We start from the raw sequence: 21888 nt of genomic DNA on the forward strand, positions 1-21888 counted from the left end.
AATGCCAGGAACATTATACTTGTGTGCCACCCCCATCGGCAATCTGGAGGATATGACATTTCGATGCATCCGGATTCTGAAAGAGGTGGACTTGATCGCAGCAGAGGATACCCGCAACAGTATCAAGCTTTTGAATCATTTTGAGATCAAAACGCCGATGACCAGCTATCATGAGTACAATAAGATAGAAAAGGGACATAAGCTGGTAGAACATCTGCTGAACGGAGAAGATATTGCATTGATCACGGATGCTGGAACTCCGGGAATCTCAGATCCGGGAGAAGAACTGGTGAAGATGTGCCAGGAGGCGGGAATTGTGGTGACTGCAATTCCTGGGGCAGCAGCTTGTATTACAGCACTTACGATATCTGGATTGTCTACAAGAAGATTTGCATTCGAGGCATTTCTTCCGGCTGATAAAAAGGAACGTCAGGCAGTGCTGGATGAGCTGAAGGAAGAGACGCGGACGATTGTCTTATATGAAGCGCCGCATCGTCTGGTGAAAACGTTACAGCTTCTGTATGATACGATTGGCAATCGTAAGATCAGTATCTGCCGGGAGCTTACCAAGAAGCATGAGACGGTATTCGCTGCAACGATGGAAGAAGCACTTGCATATTATAATAATCATGAGCCAAAAGGCGAATGTGTGATGGTGATAGAAGGAAAGAGCCGCGACGAGATCCGGGCAGAAGAACAGGCACACTGGGAAGAGATGACTATCGAAGAACACATGGAGTATTATGAGAGCCAGGGGATCGATCGAAAAGAGGCCATGAAACGCGTTGCAAAAGACCGGGGAATCGGGAAGCGGGACGTCTACAAAGCACTGTTATAATGCGCCGCTGTAAAGTGATAATCAAGTAATAAGAAGCATTCGTCAACTTGTATAGAAAACCCTGAAAAAATTGTTCAACTTGGGCATAGCCGAAGTTGAACTTTTTTTATATACTTTGAACAGAGCAAAAAAAGCGTAAGAAATAATGTCGGTATGGCAGAATGATTTAGGAGGAAGATTAAAATGGCAAGTTTATCATTAAAACACATTAACAAAACATATCCAAACGGATTTGAAGCAGTAAAAGATTTCAATCTTGAAATTGAAGATAAAGAATTTATCATCTTCGTAGGACCTTCAGGATGTGGTAAATCAACAACACTTCGTATGATCGCTGGTCTGGAAGAGATCTCTTCCGGAGAATTAAAGATTGGGGACAAGATCGTTAACGATGTAGAGCCTAAGGACAGAGATATCGCAATGGTATTCCAGAACTACGCTCTGTATCCACATATGACAGTATATGATAACATGGCATTTGGTCTGAAGTTAAGAAAAGTACCAAAGGATGAGATTGATAAGATGGTTCGTGAAGCTGCTAAGATTCTTGACCTGGAAGCATTGTTGGATCGTAAGCCAAAGGCTTTGTCAGGTGGACAGAGACAGCGTGTTGCTATGGGACGTGCTATCGTACGTAATCCTAAGGTATTCCTTATGGATGAGCCTCTTTCTAACTTGGATGCAAAACTTCGTGGACAGATGCGTATCGAGATCTCTAAATTGCATCAGAGATTAGGTACAACAATCATCTACGTAACACATGACCAGACAGAAGCTATGACACTTGGTACAAGAATCGTAGTTATGAACGCTGGTATCGTTCAGCAGGTAGATACACCACAGACACTGTATGATCGTCCGTGCAACCTGTTCGTAGCAGGATTCATCGGATCTCCACAGATGAACTTCGTAGATGCTGTATGTAAAGTAAATGGCAGCGAAGTATCTCTGATCGCAGGACCTTCTGAGATTAAATTGCCAGCAGCAAAAGCTAAAAAACTTATCGATGGCGGATACGATGGAAAGACAGTTGTTCTTGGTATTCGTCCAGAAGATGTACATGATGAGCCGGAATTCCTTGCAAAATCTCCAGATACAGTTATCGAAGCTAAGATTCGTGTATACGAGATGCTTGGTGCTGAAGTATTTTTGTACTTCGATTATGAAGGATCTAGCATGACAGCAAGAGTTGAGCCTAAGACAACAGCAAGAACAGGTGATGTTGTTAAATTTGCTCTTGATGCTGACAAGATCCACGTATTCGACAAAGAGACAGAGCAGACAATTACAAACTAGGAATAATAACAATGAGGTCAGACACTTTCGGGTGCCTGGCCTCTTCTTTGCTGTATTGAAGTAAAGTATTAGACATGATTTCTATCCTATGGTAAAATAAACATGTATGCTACAGAATAGGAGGATATCCATTGTTATCAAATCAAATATTACATAAAACCGTACAGGATGTGAAGCGGATTACCGGATTAGAATGCGCTGTGTGGGACATGAAGGGAATCTGCCTTGTAATGACAAATGAAAAAATGATAAGTCTTGATGCAGATGTCTCAGAGTTTTGTAAGTCGGCACAGGAGAACGAGAAGAAAGTCAGCGAAGATGTAGGAATGTTCTTGGCATATGAAGATGAAGATCCTTGTTATGTATTCGTTTTAAAAGGAGATTCTCCACAGCTGGAAATGGCAGGCAGAATGGGAGTCAGCCAACTGGAGAATCTGCTGTTTGCTTACAAAGAACGAATGGATAAGAATCGTTTTATCCAGAATCTGATTCTGGATAATCTGTTGTTGGTCGATGTGTATAATCAGGCGAAAAAGATGAAGATCCCGGTAGAACTGCGAAGGACCGTGTTCCTGATAGAGGCGAAGAATGAAGGGGAGAACCTGATTCTTGAGACGTTAAAGGGATTATACGCTACGGGCACAAAGGATTTTGTAACGGCAGTGGATGAAAAGCATGTAATTCTTGTAAGAGCATTGGAGAAGACGGATGATTACCAGAAGCTTGCGCAGATTGCCAGAGAGCTGGTAGATACGCTGAATATGGAAGCAATGGTAAGCGTAAGAGTTTCTTATGGAACGATCATCGAAGAGCTGAAAGACGTGTCCAAGTCATACAAAGAGGCGGATATGGCATTGGAAGTTGGAAGAGTATTCTATTCCGATAAGAATATTCTGGCATATAATGAACTTGGAATTGGACGGCTGATTCATCAGCTTCCATCATCTCTGTGCGAGATGTTTCTGGAGGAAGTATTCCAGGGAAATGTCGCAGATCAATTTGAAGAAGAAGAACTGACGACGGTCTACACATTTTTTGATAACAATCTGAACATATCAGAGACTGCCAGACAGTTATATGTACATCGCAATACGCTGGTGTACCGTCTGGAGAAGATCCAGAAGAAAACAGGGTTAGATGTCAGGGTATTTGACGATGCTTTGACGTTTAAGATAGCCATGATGGTAGCAGACCACATGAAATACATAAATAATTAGGAGGAGATAGTACATGGTGAAATTATACGAAAATGGAGTCTATCTGTTAAACGGCACTGAGATTGTGGAACATGCAGAAGAAGTAAAGGCAAAGACAGGACAGGAATTGTCACCGGCTGAGGCTGCGAAGAATACGATGGCATACCATATCCTTGAGGAGCATAATACTTCTGGTAATATGGAAAGATTACAGATTAAATTTGATAAATTAACCTCTCATGATATTACATTTGTTGGAATCATTCAGACGGCAAGAGCATCCGGCCTGGAAAAATTCCCGATTCCTTATGTCCTGACGAACTGCCATAATTCTCTCTGCGCAGTGGGCGGAACGATCAATGAAGATGATCATATGTTTGGGCTTACTTGTGCAAAGAAATACGGTGGAATCTATGTACCACCTCATCAGGCAGTTATCCATCAGTTCGCACGAGAGATGCTGGCTGGCGGCGGTAAGATGATACTGGGATCTGACAGTCATACGCGTTATGGTGCACTTGGTACGATGGCAATGGGCGAAGGTGGACCGGAGCTGGTAAAACAGCTGCTGAATAAGACTTATGATATTAAGATGCCACAGGTCGTAGGAATCTATCTGGATGGAGAACCGATGAAGGGCGTTGGTCCGCAGGATGTCGCACTGGCAATCATTGGTGCAACATTTGCAAATGGATATGTGAATAACAAAGTTATGGAGTTCGTAGGTCCTGGAGTTGAGAAGCTGAGTGCTGACTTCCGTATTGGAATTGATGTTATGACTACAGAGACAACCTGTCTGTCCTCTATCTGGAAGACGGATGAGAAGATTAAGGAATTCTACGATATTCATGGAAGAGTAGAAGAATATAAGGAACTGAATCCGGGAGCAGTGACCTACTACGATGGTATGGTCTATGTGAACTTGAGTGAGATCAAGCCAATGATCGCTATGCCATTCCATCCGTCAAACGTATATACAATTGATGAAGTTAATGCGAACCTGAAGGATATCCTTCATGATGTAGAGCAGAAAGCACTGGTAAGTCTGGACGGAGCAGTTGATTATAGCTTACAGAATAAGATCGTTGATGGAAAATTATATGTAGATCAGGGAATCATCGCAGGATGTGCAGGTGGTGGATTTGAAAATATCTGTGCGGCAGCAGACATCATTAAGGGACATTATATCGGATCGGATGAATTTACCTTCAGTGTATATCCGGCAAGTACCCCAATCTATATGGAATTAGTGAAGAATGGTGCAGTTGCGGATCTTATGGAGGCAGGAACGATCGTGAAGACAGCATTCTGCGGACCTTGCTTCGGCGCAGGAGATACACCTGCTAATAACGCATTCTCTATCCGCCACTCTACAAGAAACTTCCCGAATCGTGAAGGCTCTAAGCTGCAGAGTGGACAGATTGCATCTGTTGCACTTATGGATGCACGTTCTATTGCGGCAACGGCAGCAAACAAAGGATTCCTGACTCCTGCTACGGCGATGGATGTGGAATACAAAGGTCGTACCTATCATTTTGACAAGAATATCTATGCAAATCGTGTATTTGACAGTAAGGGAGTTGCAGATCCTTCCGTTGAGATTAAGTTTGGTCCAAACATCAAAGACTGGCCGGCAATGGCACCACTTCCGGAGAATCTGTTGTTAAAAGTTGTATCTGAGATTCATGATCCGGTTACCACAACCGATGAGTTGATTCCTTCTGGTGAGACTTCCTCTTATCGTTCTAATCCGTTGGGACTGGCAGAATTCGCACTCTCCAGAAAAGATCCGGCATATGTTGGACGTGCAAAGGAAGTGCAGAAAGCTGAAAAGGCAATCGAAGCCGGACAGTGTCCTCTGGAAGTACTGGATGAATTAAAACCAGTCATGGCAAAAGTGCAGGAAACTTACCCGGAAGCCGGAAAGGGTAATCTTGGAATCGGAAGTACCATATTTGCAGTAAAACCAGGAGATGGTTCCGCAAGAGAACAGGCGGCATCCTGCCAGAAAGTGCTTGGCGGCTGGGCCAATATTGCAAATGAATACGCAACTAAGAGATATCGCTCGAACCTGATCAACTGGGGCATGCTTCCATTCATTACAGAAGAAAATCATGAGAACTTAAGCTTCAAAAACGGCGATTACATATTCGTTCCAGAGATCAAAAAAGCAATCGAAGAAAAAGCAACCGACATCAAAGCATACGTGGTTGGCGAAGGATTGAAAGAAATTGATCTTAAGCTCGGAGATATGACAGACAACGAAAGAGAAATTATCTTAAAAGGATGCCTGATCAACTACTACAAAGGTTAAATAAAAGAAAACATACACGGGGACGCAGTTTTTTTCTGCGTCCCCGCAACAGTTACCCCTATTTTTGACTCTAATATGTACCAGTACCCATATATCTTGCAGGGAGGAAAAGATATGAAGTGTGATGCGAATACATTTGCGCAGATGTATGAGACAGTCTATAAGGATCTGTATCGATTTGCTTTGTGTATCATGAAGAACCAGCATGAAGCGGAAGATGCAGTCAGTGAGGCAGTGATTGCTGCCTACGAGAATGTCCGAAAACTACGGAATGCCGATGCGTTTAAAAGTTGGATGTTCACGATTCTGTCCAATATCTGCAAGAAGAAATTGAAAAATGCAACAAAAGAGGCGCTGTGTTCATGGGAAGATACATATGAATCTTTCTCCGTTGAGGAAAAAGACATAGGTCTGTCGGTAGATATCAGGCGGGCATTTTTCGTATTGGAAGAAGAAGAGCAGATCGTTATAGGTTTATCGGTCTTTGGCGGATATAACAGTAAAGAGATTGGGAAAATGTTGAGCTTAAATTCTAATACTGTGCGGTCGAAAAGACGACGTGCACTGCAGAAGATGGAATGTGTATTAAGATGAGTCAAGGGAGGCAGCTGTATGGATAGAAGAGAAAAGGAGATATTAGATAAGATTCAGAAGCAGACGGAGAATATCGAGATTCCAGAGAATCTTGGGCCGGATCGGATTCATCGGATGCTGGAAGAAAAGAAACCGAAGAAAAGAATACGAGTGTATCGGATGGGTGCCCTGGCAGCTGCGTGTGTGGTGATCGTGGCAGGGATAGCGGTGTGGCAATTGGCAGGTTCCCGGCAGGAACAACAGACGGTGACAACGCCATCGGATAATGTTATCAATGACAGTAAGACCATTGCCACTGCAGAAGATTATGAACAGGTATATCGTTATATTGAAGCGTACCAGGAAGAATCCACAATGGAGAGAGGCGGCATTACGGAAGAGTATGCCTTAGATGGGGGCAATTTTCTGACAAATGGATCGAATGGATCCGCGGCCGATTCGAAAAGTGCAGTTTCTGACTATGCTGCGTCAACTGGCGATTATTCTCAGACGAATGTAAGACAAGAGGGTGTCGATGAAGGAGATGTTGTAAAGATAGATGGAAGATACCTGTATATCCTGGAAGATAATGAACAAGAGATAGCAATTGTTGACACTGCCAGCGGGAATATGGAAAAAGTATCTTCTATATCCGTGGAAGAAGACTATATCTACGAATTCTATCTGGCAGAAGAACAGAAGAAATTAGTGGCAGTGTGCAGTCACAGTGGTCTCAATATGGAGGCTGTCAAGGTCATTACCTATGATATCCAGAATCCGCAAAAACCACAGATACAAGGTACAGTTACCCAAAGTGGCAGCTATCATTCCTCTCGTATGTCGGATGGATATCTATATCTGTTCAGTGATTACTATCTGGAAGATCAGGCGAGAAAAGAAGAACCAGAGACTTATATACCGATGGTAAATGGTAAACTCATAGAGGAAAAGGATATCTATCTGCCACAAATCTCTCAGGCATATATGTATGAAGTGATTACAGCGGTCAATCTTGAACATCCTTCTGAGGTCACAGACAGTAAAGCACTATTTTCCAAGGGTGGAGATATATATGTCAGCAATGAAAATATTTATTTCTATGAGACCGAATGGAGGTATTCAAGTAATGATGTGACAACCGTCCGAAAGGTATCTTATAAGAATGGAATGCTGACAGCAGAAGCACAGGGACAGTTTGAGGGATATCTCAATGATTCATTTTCGATCGATGAATATAAAGGCTATCTGCGAGTGGTAACCACCGAAGGTGAGACGAATTCCGTATATATTCTGGATCAAGAACTGGAAATTGTCGGTTCCATTACAGGACTGGCTGAAGATGAGAGGGTATATTCCGCCAGATTTCTGGGAGATACTGGTTACTTCGTAACGTTCCGTGAGACAGATCCTCTGTTCAGTGTTGATCTGTCAGACCCGGAGCATCCAGAGATTATTGGTTCGCTGAAGATCCCAGGATTCTCGGATTATCTGCATTTTTACGGAGAAGATCAGCTGCTTGGAATTGGTATGAACGTAGATGAAGAGACAATGACGACCGATGGTGTCAAGCTGTCAATGTTCGATATCTCGGACCCTTCAGATGTCAAAAAGAAGGATACGTATGTCCTGGAAAATGTATACAGTACAGACGTTTCTTATGATTACAAGGCAGTACTCATTGATTATGGGCGCAATATCATTGGATTCTCCGGTGATGCACAGGGAGGAGAAAAATACTACCTCTTTGCATACGATGAAGAGAGTGGCTTTGTCTGCAATATGGAAGAAGAAATCAACGGGAATGGACTGCGAAGCGTCAGAGGCGTCTACATAGACGATACATTGTACGTTGTACAGGGCAATATTATAGAATCCTATAGTTTGAAGGACTACCAGAAAACAGACGACTTAATTTTGTAAATATAACGAAAAAATAATAAAAATCTGAAAATTTATACAAATGAATCAAATTATAAATTAATAAAAAGAAAATATAAAAATAGTGTTGACAAATATGATCTCAAGTGCTATTATATAATCAATCCAAAGGAAATCCAAATTAACCAAAAGAATTCCTGACGAGAAAGGGAATCAAAAGTGAAGGATGTCCCATATAAATAATTCTATATGAGATGTTTTTAGAAGGGAAATGGATGAAGATAGTTATAGTTCATATGTCGGTGAGGTATAACAAAATTGGAAATATAAGTTAAAGGAGGCTTAATCCATTGGACAATTTCGAATTTACAAGTCAATATGTTAGTGGTATGGCAAATGAAAGTTCCCAGAGAATAAGCCTTAACCATAGAGGATAGAGAATAGCCGGTAATTATAATAATAAAAAGAGTCGGAGAAGAAAAACCGGAAATAATATAGATTATATTTGCAGACATATTGAGGATAATACCACATAATAGTTCAAAGATATTAGAAGATGTGTAAAGAAACATTACCTAATATATCAGATGTATTCGTAAACTATATTAACTGGAATGTTATAGAAGAAATAACTTAATATGATTATAGACAAATAATAAGGGCACTGGCTATAATAGGAACGGTTATAGGTATAAATAGCTAAGGAATCTGGTTATATAGATTTGAGGGATATGAATAATGGTATCGAAGATTAGAATATAATCGTTAATAAAAAGAGTATAGTAATCTTGGACTTTGAGTTATAAGTATAAAATAAAAAAGGCAAAAGGGAACATCGAATCAAAAGATAACCCTCCGATTAATATAAAAGTATATGATAAAATTTAATATAAAATAGCCATTATAATCAAAAGGTTCTAATGGCTATTTTTTTTATGGAAATATAAGGTTATAAAGTTGTAACTTTTGTAATATATCTTTAACAATTTTCTTTGTACATTTTGACATTATTATAACCATATGATAAACTTATATAAATATAAGTAAGTAAATATACTATTTTGACAATTATTTGAGGTGAGAAATTTGGATAAATATGAATATCGGGTAAAGACAGAGCAGATGCTCGAATACATGGATAAAAAACAATATAAGAAAGCTATGGAGATTGCAGATACCATTGACTGGCGCAGAGTTAAGAATGTGTCTATGCTGAATATGGTAAGTGAGATCTATGAATATAACGGAGAATTCCAGAAGAGCCGAGATATACTATTTGTTGCATTTGATCGCGCTCCGGGAAGCAGAAAGATTGTATACCGACTCGGTAATCTGGCGTTAAAGATAGAAGATTTTGAAGAAGCATCAGATTGTTATGAAGAATTTGTAAAACTTGCACCAAAAGATCCAAATCAGTATATTTTGAAATACAAGATTCTGAGAGCACAGGGAGCACCATTAGAAGAACAGATTCATGCCATGGAAGATTTTAAAAAGGCGGAGTATGTTGAAAAATGGGCATACGAGTTGGCAAAATTATATCATGAGGCGGGAATGACTGCAGAATGTCTGGAAGAATGTGATGACTTGATTCTGTGGTTTAGCGAAGGAAAGTATGTCTATCAGGCAATGGAATTGAAGATGAAGTATAAGCCATTGACCCCGCTTCAGAAGGAAAAATACGATGCTCGCCCAGGCGCACCAAAGAAAGAAGAGTCTGAGAAGACAGAAGAAAAGAAGCCGGAACAGGCAAAAACGCCTATGGCAGAAATTATCCGTGAAGCAGAGGCGGCTGAAGAGGAAAAAGTTCAGGACGTTGCAAGAGAATTGAAGCAGAATGGAATTGATGTCGCAGAAGAATTGCCGGAAGTAATGGAAGAAGAGATTCCAGAAGAAAAGCCAGAAAAGCATTCTGCAATTACGAGAGTTGTAAAGGGTGCAACTTTGCAAGAAGCACTTGCAACGGGAGTGGCAATCGCCAGTGGAATCAATATAGAAGAGAAAGCAATGAAGGAGAAAGAGGAAGCGTTAAGAGTTACTGGACAGATGCGCATTGAAGAAATCCTTCAGGAGTGGGAAGCAAAGCAGAAGGCGAATGCAGAAGTAATCGAAAAGAAGAAGCAGGAAGACCGCGAGAGAATTAGAAAAGAGCGGGAAGCGGCAGAACGTCGAAAAGAAGCAGAACGCTTAGAAGTAGAGAGAAAGGCAGCTGAGGCGGCCCGAAAAGCGGCGGAAGAAGAAGCAGCCCGAAAAGCAGCCGAGGAAGAAGCGGCTAGAAAGGCAGCTGAGGAGGCGGCTAGAAAGGCAGCCGAAGAAGAAGCAGCCAGAAAAGCAGCCGAGGAGGCAGCTAGAAAGGCAGCCGAGGAAGAAGCAGCCAGAAAAGCAGCCGAAGAGGCAGCCAGAAAAGCAGCCGAAGAGGCAGCCAGAAAAGCGGCGGAAGAAGAAGCAGCTAGAAAAGCAGCGGAAGAAGAAGCAGCCAGAAAAGCAGCCGAAGAGGCAGCCAGAAAAGCGGCGGAAGAAGAAGCAGCTAGAAAAGCGGCGGAAGAGGCGGCCAGAAAAGCAGCGGAGGAAGAAGCAGCCAGAAAGGCAGCGGAAGAGGCGGCCAGAAAAGCAGCAGAGGAAGAAGCAGCTAAAAAAGCAGCGGAGGAAGAAGCAGCTAAAAAAGCAGCTGAGGAAGCAGATACGATCATTCAGGGAAAGACACAGAGAATTCCAGATGATATTGTAAAATTGATGGAAGAAATGGAGAATGATGTAGAAGAAGATAATTTCGAGGCCGATGCGCTGGAAGATACCTTTGAAACAGAGGAAGTAGAAGATCAGGAAGAAGATTTTGATATAGAAGATTTTATCGGCGATTTCGAAGAAGACTTTGCAGAGGAGTTTGAAGAAGACTTTGACGAGGAAGACTTTGGAGAAGAGGATTTCGAAGAAGAAGACTTTGACGAGGAAGACTTCGGGGAAGATTTCGGAGAAGAAGACTTTGCAGAGGAAGATTTTGAGGAAGAAGACTTCGGAGAGGAAGATTTCGAAGAAGAAGACTTTGGAGAAGAAGACTTTGAGGAGGAAGATTTCGGCGAGGAAGACTTTGAGGAAGATGACTTCGAGGAAGAAGAACTTGAGGAAGAAGAACTTGAGGAAGAAGACTTTGAGGAGGAAGATTTCGAAGAGGAGGAACTTGAAAAGGCAGAGCCTGAACCGGTAACAGAGACTCTTGAAATTGAGGAGCCATCTGAAGAAGAGATTCAGAAAAGAATTAAAAAGTCAAAAGGCGGTGGAGTTCCGTTTGATACAGGATTTGTTGTGACCGGACGTTATGATCTGAGCGCAACTAGTGAGATTGGTCTAAAAGCTGGACTTACCGAAGAACAGAAAAAATTGTTCTCTTATTTTGTTCCGGTAAGAGGAATGAGTGAACAGATCGTGGAAGTTCTTGATAATGACCGGAGAGCACAGAGAGAAGGAACCTCAAAGACAGGAAACCTTCTGGTAATCGGACGTAAAGGTTCTGGTAAGACGGTACTTGCAGTAGATATTGTAAAGGCAATTCAGAAGCAGAGGAACCTGAAGCAAGGAAAGGTAGCGATTGTAACAGGAGAATCATTGAATAAGAAGGAATTGACGAATATTATTCAGAAGCTTCGTGGTGGTGCAATTATTATCGAAAAGGCAGGCAAACTGAATTCCAGAACAATTAAAGAGTTAAATTATCTGATGGAAAAGAAGACAGGAGAACTTCTTTTTGTGCTGGAAGATCAGAGAAAACCACTGGAGCGTCTGATGACAGCCAATCCAGATTTTAAGAAGAAGTTTACTTCAAGACTGGAACTTCCGGTATTTATAAATGATGAATTGGTAACGTTTGGACAGACATATGCGAAGGAGAATGGTTATAAGCTGGATGAAATGGGAATTCTTGCATTATACAGCAGAATTGATGTGATGCAGAGAGAAGATCATGCGGTATCTGTTGCAGAGGTTAAGGAAATCATGGATGAAGCAATTGAACATTCTCAGAAGGCAAATGTAAAGCATTTGGCAAGAAGAGTGTTTGGAAGAAGTACAGATGAGTCTGACAGAATTATTTTGAAAGAGGAAGATTTCAAAATATAAGAGATGAATAAAAAGTAGGGTTTTGGTGAGTAAGATTTGCCAAAACCCTTTCTTTTTATGGTGGTCTAAAGTATAATAATAATATATCGCAACAGAATGTGAGGGATAGTTATATGGCAGAGAAAAAGAAAAAACCATATGAAATCGGCGAACTGGACCAGTACCTTTTTGGACAGGGAACACACTATGAGATTTACAAAAAAATGGGAGCTCATAGAGTGAAAAAAGGGAAAAAAGAGGGCGTATATTTTGCAGTATGGGCACCGCATGCGCGTTCTGTGTCTGTAGTGGGCGATTTCAATGAGTGGAGCATGGAAGCTAATCCAATGGAGAGGGAAGAACCATTGGGAATATACACATGTTTTATTCCGGGTGTTGAAGAGGGAGCTTTATATAAGTACTGTGTGGAGACATATACAGGAGAATATGTTTTTAAGTCTGATCCATATGCGAATTATGCAGAGCTAAGACCGGGTACAGCATCAAGAGTGACGGATATTTCCCAGCTTAAGTGGACAGATTCTGTCTGGATGGAGAAGCGTGAACAGTGGAATCATATGAAAGAACCAATGTCTATCTATGAAGTACATATTGGTTCCTGGAAGCGGCATCTTGGAACGGAAGGTACGGGATTCTATAATTATCGTGAGTTTGCAAAGGAAATTGTAAAGTACGTAAAAGATATGGGATATACTCACGTTGAATTGATGGGAATTGCGGAACATCCGTTTGACGGTTCCTGGGGATATCAGGTGACGGGATACTTTGCACCGACTTCTCGTTATGGAACACCAGAAGATTTCGCGTGGATGATTAATTATCTTCATAAGAATAAAATCGGAGTTATCCTGGACTGGGTACCGGCTCATTTCCCGAGAGATATACACGGATTGGCTAATTTTGATGGAACCCCTACATATGAATATGCAGATCCAAAAAAGGGAGAACATCCAGATTGGGGAACCAAGATTTTTGATTATGGAAAAAATGAAGTGCGTAACTTTTTGATTTCTAATGCTTTGTTCTGGATTGAATATTTCCATGTAGATGGTCTGCGAGTAGATGCGGTTGCATCCATGCTTTATCTTGACTATGGAAAACAGACTGGTCAGTGGATTTCTAATAAATATGGCGGAAATCAGAATCTTGAAGCAATTGATTTCTTCAAACATCTGAATTCCATTGTAAAAAAACGTAATCCAGGTGCATTAATGATTGCAGAGGAATCTACAGCTTGGCCGAAGGTTACCGGAGATGTTGAAGACGATGGCCTTGGTTTCAGCCTGAAATGGAATATGGGATGGATGCATGATTTTATAGAATATATGAAACTGGATCCATACTTCAGAAAATATAATCACAATCAGATGACATTTGCTATGAGTTATGCACATAGCGAGAACTTTATTCTGGTATTATCACATGATGAAGTTGTTCACTTGAAGTGTTCTATGCTGAACAAGATGCCGGGCCTTGGGTTCGACAAATATGCGAATCTAAAAGTCGGGTATGCCTTTATGATGGGACATGCCGGAAAGAAGCTTCTGTTCATGGGACAGGAATTTGCCCAGCTTCGTGAGTGGAGTGAAGAACGAGAGTTAGACTGGTATCTTCTGGCAGAAGAGGAACATCTGCAGATGCAAAACTGGGTAAGAGATCTGCTTCATCTGTATAAGAAGAATAAAGCAATGTATGAGCAGGATGACAGCTGGGATGGCTTCGAGTGGGTCAACGCAGACGATGCTGACAGAAGTATCTTCAGCTTTATCAGACATTCCAAAGGAAATAAAAAGAACCTCCTGTTCGTATGTAACTTTACACCAGTGGAGAGAGAAGATTATCGTGTTGGTGTACCGAGAAAGAAACAGTATAAGCTGATCATGAATAGTGATGATCCGAAATATGGTGGAAAAGGAGAAGAAAGACCACTTGTTTATAAGGCTAAGAAGGAAGAATGCGATGGAAGACCATATTCCTTCGAATATAAATTGCCAGCATATGGAGTTGCTATATTTGAGTTTTAAGTGGGAATTTAGATGAGTGAGTTGGTAATTGAGAGTGTACGGCGCAAGGATGAATGGGATGGTTGGCATTGCGGAGTCCTTCGCTGAGAAGCCATAACAGGAAAAGGAGCAGATATTTTGTGACCAGGCTGATTCACCCCGAAATCTTGATGATTTCGAGGCTCAGCAGCCTTCTTAGATCTGGCTTGAGGCCAGATCTTCGCGCAAAATGTCTGTTCCTTTTTCTGTAACGGCTTCTAACGCTTGTCCAACGAATGTCAACCATCTCATTCATCCTCTCGCCTGTCATTCCCAAGTCCGAAACTTCCTCATCTGCGAGGATTCCTGCGTATGACGAAAAGGGAAAGATATTGGCAATAGTTTGACAGAATAACTAAACAATATTTCCATCAAAATAATAATGAATAGTATAAGAATATCGTACCTCATTACGCTTCACGCTAGGAATTCCCCTAGATGAGTTCGTTCCGTGATTGAGAATGTCAGGCGCAAGGGAGTTGGATCGGTTGGTCTGTATCCGTTTATCCAAGCACTAGAATCCGTTACAGAAAAAAGAATTGCAATTCCGTGTGAGAATTTGGTTACAGACCAAATTCGAAAGGACTGCTGAATCGAGAAATTATCCAAATTTCTCGGTGAATCAGTCCGGTCACGAAATTGCAATTCTTTTTTCTGTTATGGATTCTCAGCGAAGGATACCGGATACAGACCAACCGATCCAACTCCCTTGCGTCGTGCACTCCTCAATCACAAAACTTACCCATCAAAATTCCTACTGAACACTCTCGCTGGAATCGGTTGTGCCATCATCGATGACTAATCCTGTGTCACCGGAGGTGTCTGTATCGGTTCCGTCTGCGGTGGAATCGTCGATTGCAGCATCATCTGTGGAATCACTTCCATCGAGATCGGAATCGTCTGTGATATCTGTATCATCGGTGTTGTCTTCTTCTTCGTCGGTGTCAGCGTCTTCGTCTACTTCTTCTGTATCTTCGTTGGTATCTTCATCCTCTCCGCCGAAGAGATCTTTGAAGAATCCAACTATTTTATCCCAGAAGCTTTCTTTTTCTTCGCCGACAACTGCATCCAGTGTACTGTCAATGATGGCATCTGCTCCGAGGACATCGTCCTGAGTATCGTTGATGATTCCGCCGTCGTTAGAATCGCCGGTAAAGAATCCTTTGACAGAACTCCAGAGGTTGGAGAAGAATCCGCCGCTTTCTCCGTTCAAGTTGTCCAGTGTCTTCTTCAATGCTTTTGTGTCATAATCGTATTGAGAGATTGTCTGCATCAGGGATACGATCTGAGCCATCTGTCCTTCGGAAAGGGTGATGTTATATTTATCTGCGGCATTGTTGACTGCATCCTGAATCTCGCCTTCATCTGTTAAGTTGTTATCGATGACGTCTTCTTTTACTTCGTTCATCAGGTCGCTTGCCTGTTCCTGACCGATGGTATCGGCAAGTTCTCCGGTAGTTATCAGTTCCTGAGTGGCAGCTTCCTTCTGTCCTTCGTCCAGGGCTTCACCGCTTGCCTGTTCATAAGCCATCATGATTCCGGTCAATGCCCCGGTACCGGATACTTCGATTGGAGAGGCAGCAACAACATTGCAGTTCTCAACACCGGAAGTTAATAATGTACTTGCAATCATAGAACTGGTTACATAAGTCAGGTTTGCAACTTTTACCTGTACACCGCCACTGCTGGTTGGTTCCACATAGGAACAGCTATATGTACGAGTTCCAATCTGTTCCTCAGAAGCGATTCCTTCCATGTATTTTCTTTCATCCGCATTGGTTACTTCGATGGTATCCACTTCATCAGCAGAAGTTCCGAAATATTCGTACATGGAGGTTTTCTGTTCCTCTGTAAGATTGGCGCCAAGAGTTACAACCTTTGAGCTGTCAGCCTGAGCTACCAGAGGCAGGCTGGAGCAGGTAAGTACTGCAGCCATGATTAATGGTAATGTTCGTTTTATCTTTTTCATAATGTCTGGTGTAAACACCATACCTCCTTTTTGTTCTTTTGCGGCGACAGCCGACGCAAGCAAAATGGCTATAGCTTCGTCGACTGCCACACGGAGACTTCATGATTCTACCCTAATATACCATATTCCGCTATTTTTGCAAATAAAATATGCATTAACTATTTCTGAAGATTTTCTGTAGACGTTGATCAAATAGCTCTTCGTCTATGACACCTTGCATACTTCCAAGCAATTCGCCGTTCTGAAAGAATACGAATGTCGGAACGATATTTGCTTCGTAGTTGGCGGCAAGTACGGCCGATTCGTCAACTTCTACTTCGCAGAATTTAATCTGGCCTCCATATTTTTTTTCGATTTCCTCTACAACCGGCTTCATCATAGCGCATTTGCCGCACCATATTGCATAGAACATGACCACAACCGGAAGAGGGTCGTGTTTCGCCTCAGCCGCAAAATTTTTGGCTGTTAAGTGTAACATATTATTCAACCTTTCTTTTTCTCATCTTCTAGCATCTGGGATTCAATATGCGACATACTTCATCCATAGAGTGCCTTAGACAGATTAATTTGTTGTGTAATCCTTTTTGTCGGTAAGTAAATTCACAGATCTTTTGTTTGATTCCTTTTTTTCGTCTGCGTCCCATATGCTTACATCCAGATATAAATTCTTCTATATTAATATATGCAGATGTACAAGACTTTGGCACAGAGAGATATTATAAAGATTTCCTGTGAGCAATTAATTTGCAGATGGGGTTACCCATAGAAGAGAACTTTTCTTCATATTCTGTCATAATATTGCCCTGGTTCATATCTGGTGTGTTATGTAAGTCGTAGGTACAGGCGGCAAGTTCAAATGTGGAAGATTCTTTTAGCTGTTCTACGGAAAAATCAAAGAGAGGCCTGTTATCTGTCTTGAATTCAACAGTCCCGTCCTGAGTGAGTATCCGGTCATATTGTGCAAAGAATTCAGCGGAAGTCAGGCGTCTGCGGGCATGACGAGCCTTCGGCCATGGATCTGAGAAATTCAGATATATACGGGAGACTTCATCAGGAGCAAATACCTCTGCGATATCAGCAGCATCCATACAGATGAAGCGAATGTTAGATGGAGAATTCTCCATTTCCTGGAATTTTTCTACTGCACGAAGAAGGACACTGGAATATCTCTCGATGCCAATGTAATTGATATCTGGATTACACTGAGCAAGGGAGAGAAGAAACTTTCCTTTTCCCATTCCAATTTCTATATGTATGGGGTTGGTATTATCAAATACATTTTGCCAATTTCCTTTAAAATCAGTTTCATTTTTAACAACTTCTTTACAGTCGTTCAATACACCTTCTGCGCGTGGTATATTTCTAAGACGCATACGCGATTCCTCCCTATTTTCAAGCGTTTTAGCATATCTTTTAGTTTATCTCTTGAGCAAAGAAAAGTCAATTCTACACGAATGTGTTAAATAAGTAACAAGGCTGTAATTTTTTGGTAATATTGACTATGGAAATTTGAAAAAATAAGAGTATTATTATAACATGAGTGTAATTATAGGAAAATGGAGGCGCCTATGGAATCTGTTGTTGAAAAATTAGCGGATATAGAGATGACTGCGGAAGCAATTGTGGAGCATGCCGAGGCTCAGAAAAAAGAGATTGAGAAAGAGATTCAGAGGAAGCGAGACCAGTTTGATGAGAATTTGGAAAGTGAGACGCAGGTACAACTGGATCAGATTAAAGCAGAAGCCGACAGGGAGATGGAACGGATTCTGGCGGATCAGAGAGAGAAGAATCAGTCGACGATTGATAATCTGAGAAAAGAATTTGAGAAAAATCACAGCGCATATGCCCAGGAGATTTTGAAGCATATAATAGAGGTGTAAAACATGGGAAATGTTATGTCATACAGCGGAATTGTTACAAAGGTCCGTGCGATGCAGGCAAAGCTCCTTACAGAAAAAGATTTTGAGAATATTGCGAATCTGAAAAGCGTACCGGAAGCTATAGATTATCTGAAAGAAAAGCCGGCTTATGCAGATTATGTTAATCGGATGGATGTCTCGTTGTATCACCGCGGCAATGTGGAAAAAGTGCTGTATCAGTCGTTGTTTGATGATTACACAAGAATTTTCCGGTTTGCGGGAATGGAACAGAAGAAGTTCCTGAAGATATACTGGAAGAGGTATGAGATTGATCTGATTAATTATTGTCTGCGTATCATATTTAATCATTACGATAAACCGTTTGATCTAGAATATAAGAAAGAATTCTTCGATAAGTATTCCCAGATATCCATTGATAAGTTGATCACATCAAGAAATATTGTAGAATTGGTAGATAACCTGCGGGGAACGGAGTATTATGCTCCTCTCCAGAAGCTAAGAGATGCAGAGGATGCGAATCTCTTTGATTATGATCTGGCATTGGATCTGTATTATTTTTCCAGTATGTGGAAAAAGAATAAGCGGCTTCTGAAAGGGAAGGAACTGGAACTTTATACCAGGGACTGTGGAACGAAGATAGATCTTTTGAATATCCAGTGGATCTATCGTGCTAAGAAGTATTATCATATGCTTCCACCAGATATCTATTCCCTTACTATTCCGATTCATTATCGAATCAGTGTTGAGGAATTTAAAATGCTGGTCGAGGCACCTACACTGGAAGAATTCGAACGGCAGCTTGGGACGACTTATTATGCAAAGAAACTTGTTGGTTTTGAGGGAAAGAAACTGGAGCATATCTATAAAGAATGTCTGAAGCGATTATATCTGAGTGACCGGAGAAAGAATCCATATTCTATAGCAACGGTCAATACGTATTTATTTTTAAAAGAAGAAGAAATATATAAACTAACTACAGCCCTTGAATGTATCCGTTACGGCTTATCTTCAAGAGAAACGTTAGGATACCTAGGAGGTGTGATTGAATGATTGTAAAAATGAAGTTTTTGAGCATTAGCGGACCAAGAACAGATATTGACCGTGTATGTGATGTATATCTGTCAAAATATGAGATGCAGCTTGAGAACGCCCTTACTGAATTAAAGACGACAGACAATCTCATGCCTTTTGTAGAGGTGAATCCGTATAAGGAACCATTAGCAAAGGCAGAACAGTTTGCGGCTTTGATACCGGATGGAAATGTTCATGTGGACGCTTCCATGACGGAAGACGAGATGATTACATTGATTCGGAATATTAATCATAATTATCTGGAACTGGTAGAAAAGAAAGAACTTTTAAAGAAGAAAGCAGATGGCATAAAGGATAACCTGAATGTACTGGAGCCGTTCAGACCACTGGAGCTGGATCTCTACAAAGTCATGAGATATAAGTATATGAAGGTTCGTTTCGGAAGAATTGAAGTCGATTATTATAAGAGACTGGAGAGATATCTGTTTAGTGATCTGAATGCAATATTCCTGGAAGGTGTCCGGAATGAGAATTATGTCTATGGCTGCTATTTTGTCTCGAATGCAGAGGCAAGTAAAGTGGACTCGGTATTCAATTCTCTTCATTTTGAAAGAATCTCGCTATCCAGGGATTATGTTGGGACACCGGAACTGGCATGCCAGGATATCCAGAAAGAAATTAATGATGCTGCAGAACAGATGAAGGAAATTGATACTAAAATCGAAGAACTCATGACAAAGCATGCGTCACAGCTTCTTGGTGCAAGAAGAAGGCTGGAAGAGTTATCGAATAACTTCGATGTACGAAAGATGGCGGCAAGGACAGATGTAGGAGATAATAAAGAAGATTATTATATCCTCTGCGGCTGGATGGGAGAAAAAGATGTTGAGGCATTTGTAAAAGAAGCAGAACACGATGACAAAGTGTTCATCGTGGTAGAAGAGGATAAGGAAAAGTTCTTTGGAGATCCTCCGACGAAGTTAAAGAATCCTCGATTCTTTAAGCCTTTTGAGATGTTTATCCGTATGTATGGGCTTCCGGCTCATGACGAGATGGATCCGACGATGTTCGTGGCACTGACGTATACATTTATTTTTGGTGCCATGTTTGGAGATATGGGGCAGGGACTGTGCCTGTTTGTTATCGGCGGTCTGCTCTATCTGATTAAGAAGATCGATCTGGCGGGAATCATATCCATCGCCGGTCTTTTCTCGACATTTTTTGGATATATGTTCGGCAGTATATTTGGATTTGAGAATATTATTGAAGCACATTGGTTAAGGCCGGTGGAAGCAATGACGAATCTTCCGTTTATCGGTCAGCTGAATACCGTATTTGTTGTGGCAATTGCATTTGGTATGGCGCTGAATCTGCTGGTGATGATCTTCAATGTGGTTAACGCTATAAAGTCACATGATCTGGAAAACGGGCTGTTTTCGAATAACGGAGTGGCAGGACTTGTGTTCTATGGCTTTCTCGTTCTTACGATCGTCTTGTATATGACAGGACATAAAGTTCCGGGAAATATTATGATGGTTATCTTCCTGGGAGTTCCGATTTTGATGTTCGTGTTCAAAGAACCTCTTGCCAATCTGGTTCAGAAGCGACATAAGAAGATGGAAGAAGGAAAAGTCATGTTCTTTGTGCAGGCATTTTTTGAATTGTTCGAAACAATGCTGAGTTACTTTTCCAACACCATATCTTATGTGCGAATCGGCGCATTTGCAGTCAGTCATGCGGCAATGATGGAAGTTGTACTTATGCTGTCCGGTGCATCTGAGGGAAGTACGAACTGGATCGTATTTGTGCTGGGCAATATTCTGGTATGTGGACTGGAGGGACTGGTCGTTGGAATCCAGGTACTTCGTCTGGAATACTACGAGATGTTCAGCCGGTTCTATAAAGGAAACGGACGGGAATTCAAACCGTTTAATAATCATAGTAAAGAACATTAATAATCCAAACATAAGGAGGATATCAATCATGACATTAACAGTAAAATTATTACTCATTGCAACTTTGATACTTAGTATTATTATTCCATTTGGCTATTATCTGCTCGGAGAAAAATCCAGAAAAAGATATAAACGAGCAATTGGAACCAATGTATTCTTTTATTTTGGAGCATTTGTAATTGCAGCAATCATGATGTTTGGCGGGGATCCGGTACAGGCTGCTGACACTGCAGAAAATGTTGCTTCAAATGCTACAGGATTCGGTTACCTTGCCGCTGCACTTTCAACCGGTTTGTCTTGTGTAGGTGGTGGTATTGCCGTTGCCAGTGCTGCCAGTGCTGCTCTTGGAGCAATCAGTGAAGACTCCAGCGCACTTGGTAAGTCTCTGATCTTCGTAGGTCTTGCAGAAGGTGTATGTCTGTATGGACTGATCATCTCCTTCATGATCTTAGGTAAATTGTAAGATGAAGATGTATCTGATCAGTGATAATATCGATACGCTGACAGGAATGCGGCTGGCTGGTGTCGATGGTGTAGTGGTTCATGAAAGAGAGGAGCTTCGGGAGGCCATTGAGACTGCGATGAATGATAAGACAGTGGGAATCATACTGCTGACGGAAAAGTTCGGCAGAGAATTCCCGGATCTGATCGATGAGATCAAGCTGGGACGAGAGATGCCGCTTTTGATAGAGATTCCTGACAGACACGGAACCGGACGTAAGAAAGATTTTATCACATCTTATGTAAATGAGGCGATTGGCCTGAAATTATAGATGGAATGAAATTCCAATTGAAAAGAAGG

General features: G+C 41.4%; 16 protein-coding genes. 13 read left to right on the forward strand and 3 right to left on the reverse strand.

What is annotated here, in order from left to right:
• The first annotated feature begins 1 nt into the window (after position 1).
• The 8 genes from rsmI (at position 2) to glgB (ending at position 14232) form a co-directional block, all read left to right on the forward strand.
• Entirely contained in the window at positions 2-838 is an 837-nt protein-coding gene (gene rsmI, locus ABE613_RS08645) for a 16S rRNA (cytidine(1402)-2'-O)-methyltransferase (RefSeq protein WP_235233634.1), read from the forward strand.
• 183 nt (positions 839-1021) lie between these two features.
• Positions 1022-2134, forward strand: a complete 1113-nt coding sequence (locus ABE613_RS08650; RefSeq protein ID WP_235233636.1) for an ABC transporter ATP-binding protein — start codon at positions 1022-1024, stop codon at positions 2132-2134.
• 131 nt (positions 2135-2265) lie between these two features.
• A complete protein-coding gene (locus tag ABE613_RS08655; protein ID WP_235233638.1) occupies positions 2266-3351 on the forward strand; it encodes a PucR family transcriptional regulator in 1086 nt (361 codons plus the stop codon).
• 13 nt (positions 3352-3364) lie between these two features.
• Positions 3365-5644, forward strand: coding sequence for a hydratase (locus tag ABE613_RS08660; protein WP_347376166.1), 2280 nt, complete (start codon positions 3365-3367; stop codon positions 5642-5644).
• Positions 5645-5758: 114 nt separating this feature from the next.
• On the forward strand, positions 5759-6238 hold the full coding sequence (locus tag ABE613_RS08665; RefSeq protein WP_235233647.1) for an RNA polymerase sigma factor: 480 nt from the start codon (positions 5759-5761) through the stop codon (positions 6236-6238).
• Positions 6239-6256: 18 nt separating this feature from the next.
• Positions 6257-8137 carry a beta-propeller domain-containing protein gene (locus ABE613_RS08670; protein WP_347376167.1) on the forward strand — a complete coding sequence of 627 codons (1881 nt, stop codon included), beginning with the start codon at positions 6257-6259 and terminating at the stop codon, positions 8135-8137.
• A gap of 1080 nt (positions 8138-9217) precedes the next feature.
• Positions 9218-12208 carry a hypothetical protein gene (locus tag ABE613_RS08675; RefSeq protein WP_347376203.1) on the forward strand — a complete coding sequence of 997 codons (2991 nt, stop codon included), beginning with the start codon at positions 9218-9220 and terminating at the stop codon, positions 12206-12208.
• Between the two features lie 113 nt (positions 12209-12321).
• Positions 12322-14232 carry a 1,4-alpha-glucan branching protein GlgB gene (glgB, locus tag ABE613_RS08680; protein ID WP_235232012.1) on the forward strand — a complete coding sequence of 637 codons (1911 nt, stop codon included), beginning with the start codon at positions 12322-12324 and terminating at the stop codon, positions 14230-14232.
• 772 nt (positions 14233-15004) lie between these two features.
• On the opposite strand, the gene ABE613_RS08685 is transcribed toward glgB, so the two are convergent.
• The 3 genes from ABE613_RS08685 to trmB all read right to left on the reverse strand — a co-directional run bounded on the left by ABE613_RS08685 (position 15005) and on the right by trmB (position 17592).
• Positions 15005-16309, reverse strand: coding sequence for a DUF1002 domain-containing protein (locus ABE613_RS08685; protein WP_235232011.1), 1305 nt, complete (start codon positions 16307-16309; stop codon positions 15005-15007).
• Between the two features lie 64 nt (positions 16310-16373).
• Entirely contained in the window at positions 16374-16697 is a 324-nt protein-coding gene (locus tag ABE613_RS08690) for a thioredoxin family protein (RefSeq protein ID WP_347376168.1), read from the reverse strand.
• A 238-nt stretch (positions 16698-16935) separates the two neighbouring features.
• Positions 16936-17592, reverse strand: a complete 657-nt coding sequence (gene trmB / locus ABE613_RS08695; protein ID WP_235232009.1) for a tRNA (guanosine(46)-N7)-methyltransferase TrmB — start codon at positions 17590-17592, stop codon at positions 16936-16938.
• A gap of 195 nt (positions 17593-17787) precedes the next feature.
• On the opposite strand from trmB, the gene ABE613_RS08700 reads away from it, so the two are divergent.
• The 5 genes from ABE613_RS08700 to ABE613_RS08720 are packed head-to-tail and all read left to right on the forward strand — an operon-like array spanning position 17788 to position 21859.
• Positions 17788-18099, forward strand: coding sequence for a hypothetical protein (locus tag ABE613_RS08700; protein ID WP_235232008.1), 312 nt, complete (start codon positions 17788-17790; stop codon positions 18097-18099).
• Between the two features lie 3 nt (positions 18100-18102).
• Entirely contained in the window at positions 18103-19149 is a 1047-nt protein-coding gene (locus tag ABE613_RS08705) for a V0D/AC39 family V-type ATPase subunit (RefSeq protein ID WP_235232007.1), read from the forward strand.
• On the forward strand, positions 19146-21086 hold the full coding sequence (locus tag ABE613_RS08710; RefSeq protein WP_235232006.1) for a V-type ATP synthase subunit I: 1941 nt from the start codon (positions 19146-19148) through the stop codon (positions 21084-21086). Before ABE613_RS08705 ends, ABE613_RS08710 begins: the two co-directional genes overlap by 4 nt.
• A gap of 28 nt (positions 21087-21114) precedes the next feature.
• Positions 21115-21549 (forward strand): ATP synthase subunit C, encoded by a 435-nt coding sequence (locus ABE613_RS08715; protein WP_235232005.1) that lies wholly within the window; start codon positions 21115-21117, stop codon positions 21547-21549.
• 1 nt (position 21550) lies between these two features.
• Positions 21551-21859 carry a V-type ATP synthase subunit F gene (locus tag ABE613_RS08720; protein ID WP_235232004.1) on the forward strand — a complete coding sequence of 103 codons (309 nt, stop codon included), beginning with the start codon at positions 21551-21553 and terminating at the stop codon, positions 21857-21859.
• Positions 21860-21888 lie beyond the last annotated feature (29 nt).

The sequence above is a fragment of the Dorea chungnamensis genome (genome assembly GCF_039832125.1).
Lineage (GTDB): Bacteria > Bacillota > Clostridia > Lachnospirales > Lachnospiraceae > JAFBIX01.

What these genes read in the sequence shown, in the direction of transcription:
- rsmI (WP_235233634.1), top strand. Translation starts at nt 2, where the DNA reads ATGCCAGGAACATTATACTTGTGTGCCACCCCCATCGGCAATCTGGAG.
- ABE613_RS08650 (WP_235233636.1), top strand. Translation starts at nt 1,022, where the DNA reads ATGGCAAGTTTATCATTAAAACACATTAACAAAACATATCCAAACGGA.
- ABE613_RS08660 (WP_347376166.1), top strand. Translation starts at nt 3,365, where the DNA reads ATGGTGAAATTATACGAAAATGGAGTCTATCTGTTAAACGGCACTGAG.
- ABE613_RS08665 (WP_235233647.1), top strand. Translation starts at nt 5,759, where the DNA reads ATGAAGTGTGATGCGAATACATTTGCGCAGATGTATGAGACAGTCTAT.
- ABE613_RS08670 (WP_347376167.1), top strand. Translation starts at nt 6,257, where the DNA reads ATGGATAGAAGAGAAAAGGAGATATTAGATAAGATTCAGAAGCAGACG.
- ABE613_RS08675 (WP_347376203.1), top strand. Translation starts at nt 9,218, where the DNA reads ATGCTCGAATACATGGATAAAAAACAATATAAGAAAGCTATGGAGATT.
- glgB (WP_235232012.1), top strand. Translation starts at nt 12,322, where the DNA reads ATGGCAGAGAAAAAGAAAAAACCATATGAAATCGGCGAACTGGACCAG.
- ABE613_RS08690 (WP_347376168.1), bottom strand. Translation starts at nt 16,697, where the DNA reads ATGTTACACTTAACAGCCAAAAATTTTGCGGCTGAGGCGAAACACGAC.
- trmB (WP_235232009.1), bottom strand. Translation starts at nt 17,592, where the DNA reads ATGCGTCTTAGAAATATACCACGCGCAGAAGGTGTATTGAACGACTGT.
- ABE613_RS08700 (WP_235232008.1), top strand. Translation starts at nt 17,788, where the DNA reads ATGGAATCTGTTGTTGAAAAATTAGCGGATATAGAGATGACTGCGGAA.
- ABE613_RS08705 (WP_235232007.1), top strand. Translation starts at nt 18,103, where the DNA reads ATGGGAAATGTTATGTCATACAGCGGAATTGTTACAAAGGTCCGTGCG.
- ABE613_RS08710 (WP_235232006.1), top strand. Translation starts at nt 19,146, where the DNA reads ATGATTGTAAAAATGAAGTTTTTGAGCATTAGCGGACCAAGAACAGAT.
- ABE613_RS08715 (WP_235232005.1), top strand. Translation starts at nt 21,115, where the DNA reads ATGACATTAACAGTAAAATTATTACTCATTGCAACTTTGATACTTAGT.
- ABE613_RS08720 (WP_235232004.1), top strand. Translation starts at nt 21,551, where the DNA reads ATGAAGATGTATCTGATCAGTGATAATATCGATACGCTGACAGGAATG.